Here is a 15148-nt window from a genome sequence, read left to right on the forward strand (position 1 = left end):
GTGACGGTGATGGCTAGATAACCTGCGGTACCTTCTGCTGCTCGCCCAAGGTCAAAAACTCCACCAGGTCTGCCAGCGGCAGCGGTTTGCTGATGAAGTAGCCCTGCACCTGATCGCAGCCAAACCCCCGCAGCAAGGACAATTGCTCAGGGGTTTCGACGCCTTCGGCAACCACTTCCAGTTTCAGGTTGTGGGCCAGGTTGATCATGGCATGCACCAGCTTGCGGTTTTCTTCGCGGTCTTCCATGCCGCCGACGAAACTCTTGTCGATTTTGAGCAGCGCAATCGGCAGGCTGTTGAGATGCACGAACGATGAAAAACCGGTGCCGAAGTCGTCCAGCGAGAAGCGCACCCCCAGCCTTCCCAAGGCATCCATTGTCTGTTTGACCAGGTCACTGCGGCGCATGACAGCCGTTTCGGTCAGCTCGAATTCCAGCCACTGGGCTTCAACTGCGCGCTCGGTGATCAAGCGGCTGAGGGTTGAAAGCAACTGACTGTCCTGGAATTGGCGGAACGACAGGTTGACCGCCATGTGCAGCGCCGGCAGGCCAAGCTCGCGCAGGGTCTGCATATCGCGCAGGGCCCGGGAAATGACCCAGTAACCCAGCGGCACGATCAGCCCGCTTTGCTCGGCCAGTGGCACGAACTCGTTGGGCGCGAGCAAGCCGCGCTCGGCATGGCGCCAGCGTACCAGTGCCTCGAGCCCGACGATCTTGCCCGTGCCCAGATCCAGGCGCGGCTGGTAATGCAGTTCAAGTTCGTCACGGCGCAAGGCCCGGCGCAGCTCGCTTTCAAGGTCGGCCAGGCTTCTGGCATTGCGATTGATGCGTTCGTCGAACACATGAAAGGTGCAGCCCTGGGTGCTTTTGGCCTGCTGCATGGCAATGTGTGCGTGCCACATCAATGGGTCGGCCCCGGCGCTGGCCCGTGCATGGGCAATGCCAAGGCTGCAGCCGATCAGCAGGCTTTCACCGTCGATCCAGTAGGGCTCGGCCATGACTTCGGTGATGCGCTCGGCGATCCATTCGGCGCGCTCGGGGGCACGGCGGGTATCGATCAGCAGGGCGAATTCATCACTGCCCAGCCTGGCAAGCTGATCGCCGGCCTCGAGCTGGCTTTTGAGACGTGCGACTACTTGCAGGATCAGGCGGTCTCCCGCCTGATGCCCGAGGGCGTCGTTGGCGTGACGGAAATTGTCCAGGTCAAGGTGCCCGAGGGCGATGCCACGCCCGTCGCTTTCGGCCAAACGCACGGCCAGCAGGGTCTGGAAGCCCTGGCGGTTGGCAATGCCGGTCAGCGGGTCTTCTTCGGCCAGGCGCTGCAAGGTGTGTTCAAGCACTCCGCGCTCGCGCACATGGCGCAAACAGCGGCGCAGGACATCGGTGTTCAGGCTGGTACTGATTAACCAGTCGCTGACCCCCTGGGGAGGATCCACGGGTTCGCTGTCGAGCAACAGAACCGTGGGCATGCGACAGCGTCCCGGGGCGGGTTGCAGCGCCGGGGTGGTCAGAAGCAGTGCATTTCGATCGTGCTCGAACAGGTAGCTGACAGATTCCCAGTCCGGTGCGCACATCAGTACGACCTTGCTTCCCATGGGCGCCAGGCACTCGCGCACTAACGCTGCCCAAGATGGCTCTTCGGCCAGTAGCAGTAAACGCAAGGGTTCAACATGCTTGGACAAGCTAGCTCCCTAGACTCTGCATAATTCAGGCGATGGGCATTATGACGCGCCAATACTTAATGGTAAATGACACCGATTATCAATTACGCGCGGTCGGTGTATACCAAACGGTAGACTAAAACCCCCCGGTATCCTGCGGCAAACTAACAAAAGCGGCAAATTTAGATAGAGTGCCACGTCACACCGTCGCACGGAGGCAGCAATATCTGCTCAGCCTGTTAAAATGCCTGCCCTTTTTGCACACGACCCCTATTTTCGTCATGTCCCGACTCAATCCCCGGCAGCAAGAAGCCGTGAACTACGTCGGCGGCCCTCTTTTGGTGCTCGCCGGCGCAGGCTCCGGCAAAACCAGCGTGATTACCCGCAAAATCGCGCACCTGATTCAGAACTGCGGCATTCGTGCCCAGTACATCGTCGCCATGACGTTTACCAACAAAGCGGCGCGCGAGATGAAGGAGCGGGTGGGCACCCTGCTCAAGAAGGGCGAGGGTCGTGGCCTGACGGTGTGTACCTTCCACAATCTGGGGCTTAACATCATCCGCAAGGAGCATGCGCGGCTGGGCTACAAGCCCGGGTTCTCGATCTTTGACGAGGCCGACGTCAAAGCGCTGATGACCGATATCATGCAAAAGGAATACTCGGGCGACGACGGGGTCGACGAGATCAAGAATATGATCGGCTCGTGGAAAAACGATCTGATCCTGCCGCCCCAGGCCCTGGAAAACGCGCGCAATCCCAAGGAACAGACGGCGGCCATTGTCTACACCCACTACCAGCGCACGCTTAAAGCCTACAACGCGGTGGACTTTGACGATCTGATTCTGCTGCCGGTGAAGCTCTTCGAAGAGCACACCGACATTCGCGAAAAGTGGCAGAACAAGGTCCGCTACCTGCTGGTGGACGAGTATCAGGACACCAACGCCAGCCAGTATTTGCTGGTGAAATACCTGATCGGTACACGCAATCAGTTCACCGTTGTGGGCGACGATGACCAGTCGATCTATGCCTGGCGCGGTGCCCGCCCGGAAAACCTGATGTTGCTCAAGGACGACTATCCGTCCCTGAAAGTGGTGATGCTGGAGCAAAACTATCGCTCCACCAGCCGCATTCTGCGCTGCGCCAACGTGCTGATCTCCAACAACCCCCACGCGTTCGAGAAGCAACTGTGGAGTGAGATGGGCCACGGCGACGAAGTCCGGGTCATCCGCTGCCGCAACGAAGATGCCGAAGCCGAGCGCGTGGCTGTTGAAATCCTGACCCTGCACTTGCGCACCGATCGGCCTTACAGTGACTTTGCGATCCTGTATCGCGGCAACTATCAGGCAAAGCTGATCGAATTGAAGCTGCAACACCATCAGATCCCGTACCGCTTGTCGGGCGGAAACAGCTTCTTCGGGCGTCAGGAAGTGAAAGATCTGATGGCCTACTTTCGACTGATCGTGAACCCGGACGACGACAACGCCTTCCTGCGGGTGATCAACGTCCCGCGTCGCGAAATCGGTTCTACCACCCTCGAGAAGCTGGGCAACTACGCCACCGAGCGAAAAATCTCGATGTATGCGGCCACTGACGAGATAGGTCTGGGTGAGCATCTGGACCCCCGCTTTACCGACCGTCTGGCGCGGTTCAAGCGCTTTATGGACCGTGTGCGCGAGCAATGCTCGGGCGAAGATCCGATCGCGGCGCTGCGCAGCATGATCATGGACATCGACTACGAGAACTGGCTGCGCACCAACAGTTCCAGCGAAAAGGCTGCTGACTATCGTATGTCCAACGTCTGGTTCCTGGTCGAGGCGTTGAAAAACACCCTCGAAAAAGACGAAGACGGTGCCATGACGATCGAGGAAGCCATCGGCAAGCTGGTGTTGCGCGACATGCTCGAACGCCAGCAAGAAGAGGAAGATGGCGCCGAGGGCGTGCAAATGATGACGTTGCACGCCTCCAAAGGTCTGGAATTTCCCTACGTGTTCATCATGGGCATGGAAGAAGAGATCCTGCCGCACCGCTCCAGTATCGAAGCCGACACCATCGAAGAAGAGCGCCGGCTGGCCTATGTGGGCATTACCCGTGCACGTGAGACCCTGGCATTTACCTTTGCAGCGAAGCGCAAGCAGTACGGCGAAATCATCGATTGCGCACCGAGCCGCTTCCTGGATGAGTTGCCCCCGGACGATCTGGCCTGGGAAGGTAACGATGACACCCCCACCGAAGTGAAAGCGGTTCGCGGAAATACGGCATTGGCCGATATACGCGCCATGCTAAAACGCTAAAATTGACTATTTTTTACTCTACCTTCAGCGCATAAGCGCTATTTGAGGACGTTACGTTGGAAGCACTGCACAAGAAAATTCGCGAAGAAGGCATCGTGCTTTCCGATCAGGTTTTGAAGGTCGACGCCTTTTTGAACCATCAGATTGATCCGTACCTGATGAAGCAGATTGGCGATGAATTCGCGCGTTTGTTCAAGGATGCGGGCATCACCAAGATCGTTACCATCGAAGCATCGGGCATCGCCCCGGCGGTGATGACGGGCCTGAACCTGGGTGTACCGGTGATTTTCGCGCGTAAGCACCAGTCCCTGACCCTGACTGAAAACCTGCTGTCGGCCACGGTGTATTCGTTCACCAAGCAAACCGAAAGCACTGTGGCGATTTCTCCGCGTCACCTGACCAGCACCGATCGCGTGCTGGTGATCGACGATTTCCTGGCCAACGGCAAAGCTTCCCAGGCGCTGATTTCGATTATCAAGCAAGCGGGCGCAACGGTTGCCGGTCTGGGTATCGTGATCGAGAAGTCGTTCCAGGGCGGTCGTGCTGAACTGGACGCGCAGGGTTATCGCGTTGAGTCGTTGGCACGGGTTAAATCCCTGGCTGACGGTAAAGTGACCTTTATCGACTGATACCGCTGCCCTCCCTGCAGGAGCACGCTCCTGCAGGTGACAGGTGTCAGATGCCGGTCTTTGCGGTCGCCTGCAAACCTGCCAGCAGCAGGCGCTGATACAGCTCTTCGCGCAGACCCTCGGGCTTTTCAAGCCCCATGCGCGAGAGGTGTTCGGGGAATGCTTGCGCTGCAGGTGCGTCCAGCGTGGCTTTGCCCAGTTCATAGATCTGCGTGAGTTTGAATTTGCTCTTGAGCCAGTTCAACGCCCGCAGCAGGTCTTGCTCCTGGGTGCTGAAATCGCTGCCCAGCGGGTACTCCGGGAATAAATGCGGGTGGCGCGCGGCAATCGATTGCAGGCGCTGCGGACTGTTGTCGGCAAATCGCGGATCGAGGCAAAAGTCCTTGGGCAATTTGCCGATTTGCTGTGCCTGTTCGATCAGTTCGGTCTGGAAGCGTGAATCGGTGATGGACAGCATCGCCTCGATCACATGACGATCGGTCTTGCCGCGCAGATATGCGATGCCGTATTCGGTTATCACGATGTCGCGCAAATGCCGGGGAATGGTGCAGTGGCCATATTCCCAGACGATGTTGGAACTCACATCGCCTCCCGACTCGCGCCAGCTGCGCAGGATGATCACCGAGCGCGCGTCATGCAGCGCATGGCCCTGGGCCACAAAGTTGTATTGGCCGCCGACCCCGCTGAGTACGCGGCCGTCTTCCAGTTGATCGGCGACGGCGGCCCCGAGCAAGGTGGCGGTGAACGCGCTGTTCACAAAACGCGCATCGCGCCGCTGCAAGCGCTTCAGGTCTTCCTGGCCATACAGTTCGTTGATGTAGCTGATGGCGGTCATGTTGAATTCACTGCGCCTGCTCAGTGGCAACTCCCTCAGGCGCTGGTAAAAGCTGGCCGGACCAAGGATGAAGCCGCCGTGTACGCTGATGCCATCGCGGTGCAGGCTTTCGTCCAGGGTGCCGGCATTGGCCTGCGTCTGACGCTCGATATCCGGGTACACCTTGCGCCGCACAATACCTGCGTCCGCCAACACCATCAGCCCGTGCACAAACATCTCGCTACAGCCATACAGGCCCCGGGCGAACGGTTCGACCCCGCCTTCGCGTTCAATCAGCGAGCGCCATGGGGTTATATCGATATCGCCGAGCAAGGCCCGGTAGCCGTCATTATCGCCCTGACGCGCGAGCAACGCGGCGCTCAGCGCATCGCCCATCGAACCAATGCCAATCTGTAGCGTGCCGCCATCACGCACCAGAGTGCTGGCGTGCAGGCCGATAAAATGGTCTTGCTGGCTCACCGGCATATTGGGGGTAGAAAACAGCGTGGTGTGCTCATCCTCGTCGATCAGCAGGTCAAAATCTTCGATGTCGAGCTCAGAGTCCCCGGGCATGTAGGGCAAGTCGCTGTGCACGTGGCCCAGTATCAGAATGGTTTCGCCCGCGGCCCGGCGTCTGGCGATCATGGGCAGTAAATCGAGGGTGACATCGGGGTTGCAGCTCAGGCTCAGGCGAGTGGCATCCAGGGGATCACGGGCGACCATCTGCGCCACCAGATTCAAGCCGTTGGCGTTGATATCGCGGGCGGCATGGCTGTAGTTGCTGCTGACGTAATCCTGTTGCGCCGCCGGGCTATTGAGCAGGCTGCCCGGCTGCATAAAGAACTGCTCGACGTGAATGTTGCCCGGCATGCTGTTGCGATGCAGGTCGGCTAGATAATCCAGTTCGATATAGTCGCCAAACACCCGCTCCACAAAGGGCTCGAGAAAGCGGCGCTGCAAACCGTCACCCAGGGGCGGGCGACCAAGGCTCAGGGCGGTGTAAATCGTCAGCCGGCGCTCGGGCAGCAACTTGATGCGCCGATATAGCGCGTTAACGAACCGGTTGGCCTTGCCCAGACCCAGCGGCAAGCCGAGGTGAATATGCATCGGCAAACGTGCGAGCACATCATCGACTGCGCGCTCGATCGAACAGGACTGCACCATCTGACCCTCCAAGACCATCCGTGTATAGAGATGTGACAGAGAGTGACCGGTCTTGGTTGCAAAGAGCAAGGAGGATCAAGGGCGTGCCGGAGCAAATTTCAGGCACAAAAAAGCCGCCCATCAGCGGCTTTTCTGGTGAAGATCGGCTTACTTCAAGCCGGACATCTTCTCGATGGCGCCTTTCAGTTCTTCATCGGTACAGGTCATGCACGTGCCTTTTGGCGGCATGGCGTTGATCCCGGTGATAGCCTTGGCCAGGATGCCATCGAGGCCGCCCTGGTGATCGGCACGTTCTTTCCAGGCTGCGGTGTCACCGATTTTCGGTGCGCCCAGCAAGCCTGTGCCGTGGCACGCGTTGCAATGCTTGGCAATGATGTCGTCCGGGCTTTGAGCACCGCCGCCACCAGCTGAAGCGACGACATCCATGCCTTTACATTCTTCGCCCTGAACACAGACTTTGCCTACAGGCTCGAGACGTTTTGCGATGTCATCGTTTGTTGCCGCTTGAGCGTTGACTGCCCAAAGGGCCAATACAGTTGCTGGTACGGCCAGCATTTTCATAATTAGGTTCACGCGTACACCCTCAATGGTGGCTATTCACGCCCACAACCACGGTTTCGCGGGCGGCAAAAGTATAACGGTTAGCCCGCCACTCTGAAACAACCCTAAAGACAAAGGGGGAATAGAGATGGCGAAATGCAGCTGCGGATGCCTCTGCCCATAAGCAGGGCGCCTCTTTTCTTAGAAATTCGCCGGGGTGGCTGCGCTGATTAGTCGCGCTGCGACATCGAACGGATTGCGAAAACGGTGCGGCTTGGAGCTTTCGAAATAGTAGCTGTCGCCGGCTTCGAGCACGAAGGTCTCAAGACCTACGGTCAACTCCAGACGGCCTTCCACCAGGATTCCGGTTTCTTCGCCTTCGTGGGTCAGCATTTCGTCCCCGGTATCGGCGCCCGGTGGATAGATTTCGTTAAGAAATGCGATGGCCCGACTCGGATGCGCCTTGCCGACCAGTTTCATGGTCACGGCACCATCTGAAATGTCGATCAATTCATTGGCTTTGTAGACAATTTGCGTCGGTTTCTCCTGAAGGATCTCTTCGGAAAAAAATTCGACCATGGACATTGGAATGCCACTCAGCACTTTTCTCAGGGAGCTTATTGAAGGGCTCACGCTGTTTTTTTCGATCATCGAAATAGTGCTGTTAGTGACGCCCGCACGCTTGGCGAGTTCACGCTGTGACAGGCCTTTAAGTTTGCGGATGGATTGCAGTCGTTCACCGACGTCCAATGCGGGAGCCTCCTAGGGGTCAAGTTCAGGTCGAGAAGCCGCCATCATGGCGATAGCGTTCAGTATTTACAACACTTCGACTTCAAACCTGTACACCCATTTTGCTCCGCACATTGGATACAACTCATCAGTTCCCGGAATAGAGGCGCGGGGCTCGTTTCAGGTTGCAAAAAATCTGGTAAGGAATGGTGTCAGCCTTGGCCGCCACCTCACTGGCGAGGATGGTTTTGCCCCACAACTCGACGGGTGAACCGAGGCCGGCTTGCGGCACATCCGTGAGATCAATGCACAGCATGTCCATCGACACCCGCCCCAGCAGCTGGCTGCGTACACCGGCCACCAGTACCGGGGTGCCGGTGGGCGCCTGACGCGGGTAGCCGTCGGCATAACCCATGGCCACTACGCCGACGCGCATTGGTCGGGTGGTGATGAATCTGGCGCCGTAGCCCACCGGCTCGCCTGCCGGCAATTCGCGTACGCAAATGACTCTGGATTCCAGGCTCATCACTGGCTGCAGGCGGGAAGCTTGAGCCTGCGGCTCTTCAAACGGGGTTGCCCCGTACAGCATGAGCCCCGGACGGACCCAGTCACTCGGGGTGGTTGGCCAGCCAAGGATCGACGGCGAGTTGCGCAAGCTGACTTCGGCAGACAAGTCCGCACGGGCCGCCTGAAACACCGCCAGCTGTTCTTCACTGCGGCTGCAGTTCAGTTCATCGGCGCGGGCGAAGTGGCTCATGAGTACGATTTTTGCCACTTTGCCGCTGGCCTGCAGGCGCTGGTAGGCGGCTTTGTAATCATGCGGGTGCAAGCCGACGCGGTGCATGCCGCTGTCGAGTTTTAACCACACCTGAATCGGTCTGGCGAGGCGGGCCTGCTCGATCGCGTCGAGCTGCCACAGCGAATGCACCACGCACCAGAAGTCGTGCTCGACGATCAGCGGCAGTTCATCTGCTTCAAAAAAACCTTCAAGCAGCAGAACAGGGGCGCGAATGCCGGCAGCGCGCAGTTCCAGGGCTTCTTCGATACAGGCAACAGCAAAGCCGTCGGCTTCAGCCTCCAGGGCCTGGGCGCAACGTACGGCGCCATGGCCGTAGGCGTCGGCCTTGATCACGGCGAGGGCTTTGGCCCCCGTCACTTCACGGGCCAGTTGGTAGTTATGACGCAGGGCTTGAAGGTCGATCAGGGCACGGGCTGGGCGCATGGCGGCGGGCTTCTAACGGCTGTTGAATAAAAAACCGGCGCCAACCCGTGGCTTGACCACGGTGGCACCGGAAGAGGGACAGTTATGACATCAAGGGTGTTATGGCAGTGCCGCGATAACCGACAGCTCCACCAGAATTTCCGGTTCACACAGCTTGGCTTCGACCGTTGCGCGTGCAGGCTGTACGCCTTTAGGCAGCCACTCGTCCCAGACACTGTTCATGCCGGCAAAGTCGGCATCGATGTTCTTGAGGTAGATGGTGACCGACAGGATGTGGCTTTTGTCGGTGCCCGCCAGGTCCAGCAGGTGCTCGATATTTTTCAGGGTTTCGCGGGTTTGCTGCTCGACCCCGGCATACATGTCATTGCCGACTTGCCCTGACAGGTAAACAGTGCCGTTGTGAGCCACGATCTGGCTCATGCGTTCATTGGTGAGCTGGCGCTGGATTGCCATGTTTTGCAGTCTCCTGGTGGTTTCCGTAACGGGAAATATCAAGGCCTTCGGCGCTGATCTGTGGCGTCTTTTTGGCCATCACGTCAGCGAGGAAGCGACCGGAGCCGCAGGCCATGGTCCAGCCGAGTGTGCCATGACCGGTGTTCAGGAACAGGTTTTTAAATGGCGTCGGGCCCACGATCGGCGTGCCGTCCGGAGTGGTCGGGCGCAGGCCGGTCCAGAAACTTGCCTGGCTCAAATCACCGCCCCGAGGATAAAGATCATTGACGATCATCTCCAGGGTTTCACGCCGGCGTGGATTGAGCGACAGGTCAAAACCGGCTATCTCGGCCATGCCGCCGACACGGATACGGTTGTCGAAACGGGTGATGGCGACTTTGTAGGTCTCATCCAGAATGGTCGAGGTGGGGGCCATGGCCGGATCGGTGATCGGGATGGTCAGCGAGTAGCCTTTGAGCGGGTAAACCGGGGCCTTGATGCCCAGTGGCTTGAGCATTTGCGGTGAGTAGCTGCCCAGGGCCAGTACGTAGCGGTCAGCGGTTTCGAGCTTGCCGTCGATCATTACGCCATTGATGCGATCGCCCGCGAAGTCCAGGTGCTGGATATCCTGACCGAAGCGGAATTCGACACCCAGGTTTTTAGCCATTTCAGCCAGGCGGGTGGTGAACATCTGACAGTCACCTGTCTGGTCATTCGGCAGGCGCAGGGCGCCGGCCAGAATGTCAGTGACACCGGCCAGTGCCGGCTCAACCCGGGCGATACCCGCACGGTCGAGCAGCTCGTAAGGCACCCCGGACTCCTTGAGTACGGCGATATCTTTGGCTGCGCCGTCCAGTTGGGCCTGGGTGCGGAACAATTGAGTGGTACCGAGGTTGCGAGCCTCGTAGGCAATACCGGTTTCGGCGCGCAGTTCATCGAGGCAGTCGCGGCTGTACTCGGACAAACGCACCATGCGCTCCTTGTTCACGGCATAGCGGCTGGCGGTGCAGTTGCGCAGCATCTGCGCCATCCACAGGTACTGGTCGATATTGGTGGTGGCCTTGATCGCCAGGGGCGCGTGGCGCTCGAGCAGCCATTTGATCGCCTTGAGCGGAACGCCCGGCGCGGCCCATGGCGATGCATAGCCCGGGGATACCTGGCCGGCGTTGGCAAAGCTGGTTTCCATCGCAACGGCTGGCTGACGGTCTACGACGACTACATCGAAACCGGCTCGGGCCAGATAATAGGCGCTGGCAGTACCAATAACGCCGCCACCCAATACCATAACTCGCATATTTATTTCCCTCATCGCGGCCAGCCGCAGACGTTTATTGTTCAAAGCGAAGATGAGCGCAGTATAAGAAGCATTTGCCAGTGGATTTCACTGTATAAAAAGCTATATTTGGCGACAATTCTCGGTCAAAACGCTTTTTACAAAGGAGATTCTCCTATGCGTACAAATCATCAGACAAAGCGTGAACTGGACAAGATCGATCGCAACATTTTGCGCATCCTGCAGGCCGATGGCCGGATCTCGTTTACCGAGCTTGGAGAGAAGGTAGGGTTGTCGACCACGCCCTGTACCGAGCGGGTACGCAGGCTGGAACGCGAAGGGATCATCATGGGCTACAACGCCCGGCTCAACCCCCAGCATTTGCAGGGCAGTTTGCTGGTGTTCGTCGAAATCAGCCTCGACTACAAGTCAGGCGATACTTTTGAAGAATTCCGCCGTGCAGTGCTGAAATTGCCCCACGTACTGGAGTGTCATCTGGTGTCGGGTGACTTCGACTATCTGGTCAAGGCGCGGATCAGCGAGATGGCCTCGTACCGCAAGCTGCTGGGCGATATCTTGCTCAAACTGCCCCACGTGCGTGAGTCCAAGAGCTATATCGTGATGGAAGAGGTGAAAGAGAGCCTGAATTTGCCGATCCCGGATTGACCCCGGGGCTCTGCAGGAGCGAGCTTGCTCCTGCAGGGGCAGGAAGGTTCTAGACCAGCACCTGGCGGGTACTGGCGATGTATTCATGCACCAGCTTCTCCGCCGAAGGATGGATCATTTCCACCGGGCGGCGGCCGTTAGGGCACGGCAAGGTCGGGGTGGTGCCAAACAGACGGCAGATCAGCGGGCGCTCTTCATACACAGTGCAGCCATTGGGGCCCAGGTGAACGCAGTTCAGCTCGTCCATGGCCGCCTCTTGTTCGGCAGCAGTCTTGCGTGGCAGGCGGGCCATTTCTTCAGATGAGGTGGTCACGGGCCCGCAGCAGTCATGGCAACCCGGAACGCATTCGAACGACGGGATCTGCTGCCTGAGAAAGCGGATTTTATGACTGTTACAGCTCATCTAAGGCTCACCGGATTTGAAAAGGCCGCAGAGTCTGCCCGAAAAGCCTCACTCTAGACAGGGCCGTCCGGCTGTTCTTGCCCCGCAGGAAGGGCCGGGCTTATGCTCCGTCAAATTTTTCTAACATGAATAATCAGGATTAATCACATGAGCGCCCCGGATCCGCGCAGCCAGCACACCGCTTCTTATTACGCCGCCAGCAGTCTGCCGCAGCCCGATCATCCGGTGCTGCAAGGTGAGCATGTGGCTGATGTGTGCGTGGTGGGCGGCGGCTTTTCCGGCCTGAACACGGCGCTGGAGCTGGCCGAGCGCGGCATGAGCGTGATTGTGCTCGAAGCGCACAAGATCGGCTGGGGCGCCAGCGGGCGCAATGGCGGGCAACTGATTCGCGGCGTCGGCCACGGGCTTGAGCAGTTTGAAGGGATCATCGGCAAGGACGGTGTGCGGCAAATGAAGTTGATGGGCCTGGAGGCGGTGGAAATCGTGCGCCAGCGGGTCGAACGCTACAACATTGCCTGCGACCTGACCTGGGGTTATTGCGACCTGGCCAACAAGCCTCGCGACCTGGAAGGTTTTGCCGAAGAGGCCGAAGAATTGCGCGGCTTGGGTTATCGCCACCAGACCCGTTTGCTGCAAGCCAACGAAGTGCACAGTGTGGTGGGTTCGGACCGTTATGTCGGAGGCCTGGTCGACATGGGCTCGGGTCATTTGCACCCGCTTAACCTGGCGCTGGGTGAAGCCGCCGTCGCGGCGCAACTGGGCGTGAAGCTGTTCGAAAACAGCGCGGTAACCCGGATCGATTACGGCCCTGAAGTGCGGGTGCATACGGCTCAGGGATCGGTGCGGGCCAGGAGCCTGGTGCTGGGCTGCAATGCCTATCTCAAGGATCTCAACCCGCAACTCAGTGGCAAAGTACTGCCTGCGGGCAGTTACATCATTGCCACCGAGCCGTTGAGTGAAGCCCAGGCTCATGCTTTGTTGCCGCAGAACATGGCGGTATGCGATCAGCGTGTGGCGCTGGATTATTACCGGCTTTCGGCGGACCGGCGTTTGCTGTTCGGTGGTGCCTGCCATTACTCAGGCCGCGACCCGCAGGACATCGGCGCTTACATGCGGCCGAAAATGCTCGAAGTGTTCCCGCACCTGGCCAATGTAAAAATCGATTACCAGTGGGGCGGGATGATTGGTATTGGCGCCAACCGCTTGCCGCAGATCGGTCGTCTGCCGGATCAGCCCAACGTGTATTTCGCCCAGGCGTATTCAGGACATGGGGTGAACGCCACGCACCTGGCCGGCAAGCTGCTGGCCGAGGCCATCAGCGGCCAGCAAAGCCACGGTTTTGACCTGTTCGCCAAAGTCCCGCACATCACCTTTCCGGGCGGCAAGTACCTGCGTTCGCCGTTGCTGGCGCTGGGCATGTTGTGGCATCGGCTCAAAGAGCTGGGTTAACCCGCCCCCCTGGGCGCTCGCTGCTGCCAGTCAGGTCAAGAGCGCCAGAACGGTTTGCAGCCTTCGCGCAGGGCCAGCTCCGGGCTCAAACCCACGTCCCGCAGCTGCTGTGCATCCAGCTGGAGCAAGGCCCGGCGGGTGCGTGAGCGGTGACAGAACAGGCCCCAGCGGCTTAAAGCGGCAGGTGAACTGACGACCTGAAAAGATTCGTGCTCAGCCTGTAATTGCGGGCCGTGTAACGTCAGACGCACATCGCTTAAACCATTCATTCGCCAGCTCCTTTTGACTCGGTTGCTATGAGTCAGCATGATGGCCTTGCGTCAAAAACCATGACAGATTCAGCAAACTGTTTTTATATGCATACAGATTCGTCTTTTTAGAGCCTGAATCCTCGGTTTATAGCCCATCTGTACCGGTCAATCTTTCGAGAGCACCGCCATGACCCTATACGTCAACCTCGCCGACCTGCTCGGTACGCGCATCGAACAGGGCTTTTATCGCCCCGGCGACCGCTTGCCTTCAGTGCGTGCATTAAGCGCCGAACATGGTGTGAGCCTGAGTACGGTGCAGCAGGCGTATCGGTTGCTGGAGGACAATGGCCTGGCTTCGCCGCGCCCCAAGTCCGGATACTTTGTACCGATGGAGCGCCAGTTGCCGGCCTTGCCGGGCATGGGCAAGCCCGCTCAGCGGCCGGTGGAAATTTCCCAGTGGGAGCAGGTGCTGGAACTGGTGCGCTCGGTGCCGCAAAAGGATGTGATTCAACTGGGGCGCGGCATGCCCGACGTTACTGTGCCGACCATCAAGCCGTTGTTGCGCAGCCTGGCGCAAATCAGTCGCCGCCTGGACTTGCCCGGCCTGTATTACGACAACGTCTACGGGGTGCTGGCCCTGCGCGAGCAACTGGCGCGCCTGCTGCTCGACTCGGGCTGTCAGTTGAGCCCCGACGAGATAGTGATCACCACTGGCTGCCATGAAGCGCTGTCATGCAGTATTCGGGCGGTGTGTGAGCCGGGAGATATTGTGGCGGTCGATTCGCCGAGCTTTCACGGCGCCATGCAAACCCTCAAAGGGTTGGGCATGAAGGCGCTGGAGATACCCACCGACCCGCTGACCGGCATCAGCCTGGATGCGCTGGAGCTGGCGCTGGAGCAGTGGCCGATCAAGGCAATCCAGATCACCCCCAGTTGCAACAATCCGCTGGGCTACATCATGCCCGAGGCGCGCAAACGGGCCTTGGTGACCCTGGCCCAGCGCTTTGACGTGGCCATTATCGAAGACGATGTCTACGGTGAGCTGGCCTACACCTACCCTCGCCCGCGGACCATCAAGTCGTTCGACGATGACGGTCGGGTGCTGCTGTGCAGCTCGTTCTCCAAGACCCTGGCCCCGGGCCTGCGGGTAGGCTGGGTCGCGCCGGGCCGTTATCTGGAGCGGGTGCTGCACATGAAGTACATCTCCACCGGCTCCACCGCGCCGCAGCCGCAGCTGGCGGTTGCCGACTTTTTGAAAAACGGTCATTTCGAGCCGCACCTGCGCAAAATGCGCACCCAATATCAGCGCAATCGCGATTTGATGCTGGGCTGGATCAGCCGCTACTTTCCGCCCGGTACCCGCGCCAGCCGGCCTCAGGGCAGTTTTATGCTGTGGCTTGAACTGCCCGAGGGGTTTGATAGCTTGCGCCTCAATCGCGCGCTGCTTGAGCAGGGGGTGCAGGTCGCGGTGGGCAGCATCTTTTCTGCCTCGGGCAAGTACCGTAATTGCTTGCGCATGAACTACGCTGCCAAGCCAACGCTGCAGATTGAAGAGGCCGTGCGCAAGGTCGGTGAAACGGCCAGCAAATTGTGGGCTCAGGCGGCCGGTCACGCGGACAGTTGAA

The 15148-nt window shown here is 59.0% G+C and carries 14 protein-coding genes; 5 read left to right on the forward strand and 9 right to left on the reverse strand.

Features of this window, described 5'->3' with window-relative positions; translation table 11 throughout:
* Positions 1–13 precede the first annotated feature (13 nt).
* A complete protein-coding gene (locus JQ848_RS00380) occupies positions 14–1681 on the reverse strand; it encodes a putative bifunctional diguanylate cyclase/phosphodiesterase (protein ID WP_003437857.1) in 1668 nt (555 codons plus the stop codon).
* Positions 1682–1941: 260 nt separating this feature from the next.
* On the opposite strand from JQ848_RS00380, the gene rep reads away from it, so the two are divergent.
* Positions 1942–3951, forward strand: coding sequence for a DNA helicase Rep (rep, locus tag JQ848_RS00385; protein ID WP_127196640.1), 2010 nt, complete (start codon positions 1942–1944; stop codon positions 3949–3951).
* 56 nt (positions 3952–4007) lie between these two features.
* Positions 4008–4580 carry a xanthine phosphoribosyltransferase gene (locus JQ848_RS00390; RefSeq protein ID WP_003437854.1) on the forward strand — a complete coding sequence of 191 codons (573 nt, stop codon included), beginning with the start codon at positions 4008–4010 and terminating at the stop codon, positions 4578–4580.
* 46 nt (positions 4581–4626) lie between these two features.
* Here JQ848_RS00390 and JQ848_RS00395 read toward each other — a convergent pair whose 3' ends face one another.
* The 6 genes from JQ848_RS00395 to dadA all read right to left on the reverse strand — a co-directional run bounded on the left by JQ848_RS00395 (position 4627) and on the right by dadA (position 10775).
* Positions 4627–6558, reverse strand: coding sequence for an acetyl-CoA hydrolase/transferase family protein (locus tag JQ848_RS00395; RefSeq protein ID WP_202210166.1), 1932 nt, complete (start codon positions 6556–6558; stop codon positions 4627–4629).
* Between the two features lie 147 nt (positions 6559–6705).
* Positions 6706–7119 carry a c-type cytochrome gene (locus JQ848_RS00400; protein WP_127196668.1) on the reverse strand — a complete coding sequence of 138 codons (414 nt, stop codon included), beginning with the start codon at positions 7117–7119 and terminating at the stop codon, positions 6706–6708.
* Between the two features lie 180 nt (positions 7120–7299).
* Positions 7300–7848 (reverse strand): cupin domain-containing protein, encoded by a 549-nt coding sequence (locus tag JQ848_RS00405; protein WP_003437848.1) that lies wholly within the window; start codon positions 7846–7848, stop codon positions 7300–7302.
* A gap of 127 nt (positions 7849–7975) precedes the next feature.
* Entirely contained in the window at positions 7976–9049 is a 1074-nt protein-coding gene (gene alr, locus JQ848_RS00410; protein ID WP_202210167.1) for an alanine racemase, read from the reverse strand.
* A gap of 99 nt (positions 9050–9148) precedes the next feature.
* Positions 9149–9502 carry a RidA family protein gene (locus JQ848_RS00415; protein WP_003437845.1) on the reverse strand — a complete coding sequence of 118 codons (354 nt, stop codon included), beginning with the start codon at positions 9500–9502 and terminating at the stop codon, positions 9149–9151.
* On the reverse strand, positions 9474–10775 hold the full coding sequence (gene dadA / locus JQ848_RS00420; RefSeq protein WP_003437843.1) for a D-amino acid dehydrogenase: 1302 nt from the start codon (positions 10773–10775) through the stop codon (positions 9474–9476). Before dadA ends, JQ848_RS00415 begins: the two co-directional genes overlap by 29 nt.
* A 156-nt stretch (positions 10776–10931) precedes the next feature.
* Here dadA and JQ848_RS00425 point away from each other — a divergent pair, with 156 nt between their 5' ends.
* Positions 10932–11420, forward strand: coding sequence for an Lrp/AsnC ligand binding domain-containing protein (locus JQ848_RS00425; protein ID WP_003437842.1), 489 nt, complete (start codon positions 10932–10934; stop codon positions 11418–11420).
* A 49-nt stretch (positions 11421–11469) separates the two neighbouring features.
* Here the strand turns inward: JQ848_RS00425 and JQ848_RS00430 are convergent, their stop codons facing one another.
* Positions 11470–11823, reverse strand: coding sequence for a YkgJ family cysteine cluster protein (locus JQ848_RS00430; protein ID WP_003437837.1), 354 nt, complete (start codon positions 11821–11823; stop codon positions 11470–11472).
* 147 nt (positions 11824–11970) lie between these two features.
* Here JQ848_RS00430 and JQ848_RS00435 point away from each other — a divergent pair, with 147 nt between their 5' ends.
* Entirely contained in the window at positions 11971–13272 is a 1302-nt protein-coding gene (locus tag JQ848_RS00435; protein ID WP_003437833.1) for an NAD(P)/FAD-dependent oxidoreductase, read from the forward strand.
* Positions 13273–13307: 35 nt separating this feature from the next.
* Here JQ848_RS00435 and JQ848_RS00440 read toward each other — a convergent pair whose 3' ends face one another.
* Positions 13308–13541 carry a DUF1127 domain-containing protein gene (locus JQ848_RS00440; RefSeq protein ID WP_003437832.1) on the reverse strand — a complete coding sequence of 78 codons (234 nt, stop codon included), beginning with the start codon at positions 13539–13541 and terminating at the stop codon, positions 13308–13310.
* 169 nt (positions 13542–13710) lie between these two features.
* Here JQ848_RS00440 and JQ848_RS00445 point away from each other — a divergent pair, with 169 nt between their 5' ends.
* Positions 13711–15147, forward strand: coding sequence for an aminotransferase-like domain-containing protein (locus JQ848_RS00445; protein ID WP_003437829.1), 1437 nt, complete (start codon positions 13711–13713; stop codon positions 15145–15147).
* Position 15148: the final 1 nt, after the last annotated feature.

Origin of the sequence: Pseudomonas paraversuta, assembly GCF_904067025.1 — a bacterium.
Taxonomy (GTDB): Bacteria; Pseudomonadota; Gammaproteobacteria; order Pseudomonadales; family Pseudomonadaceae; genus Aquipseudomonas; species Aquipseudomonas paraversuta.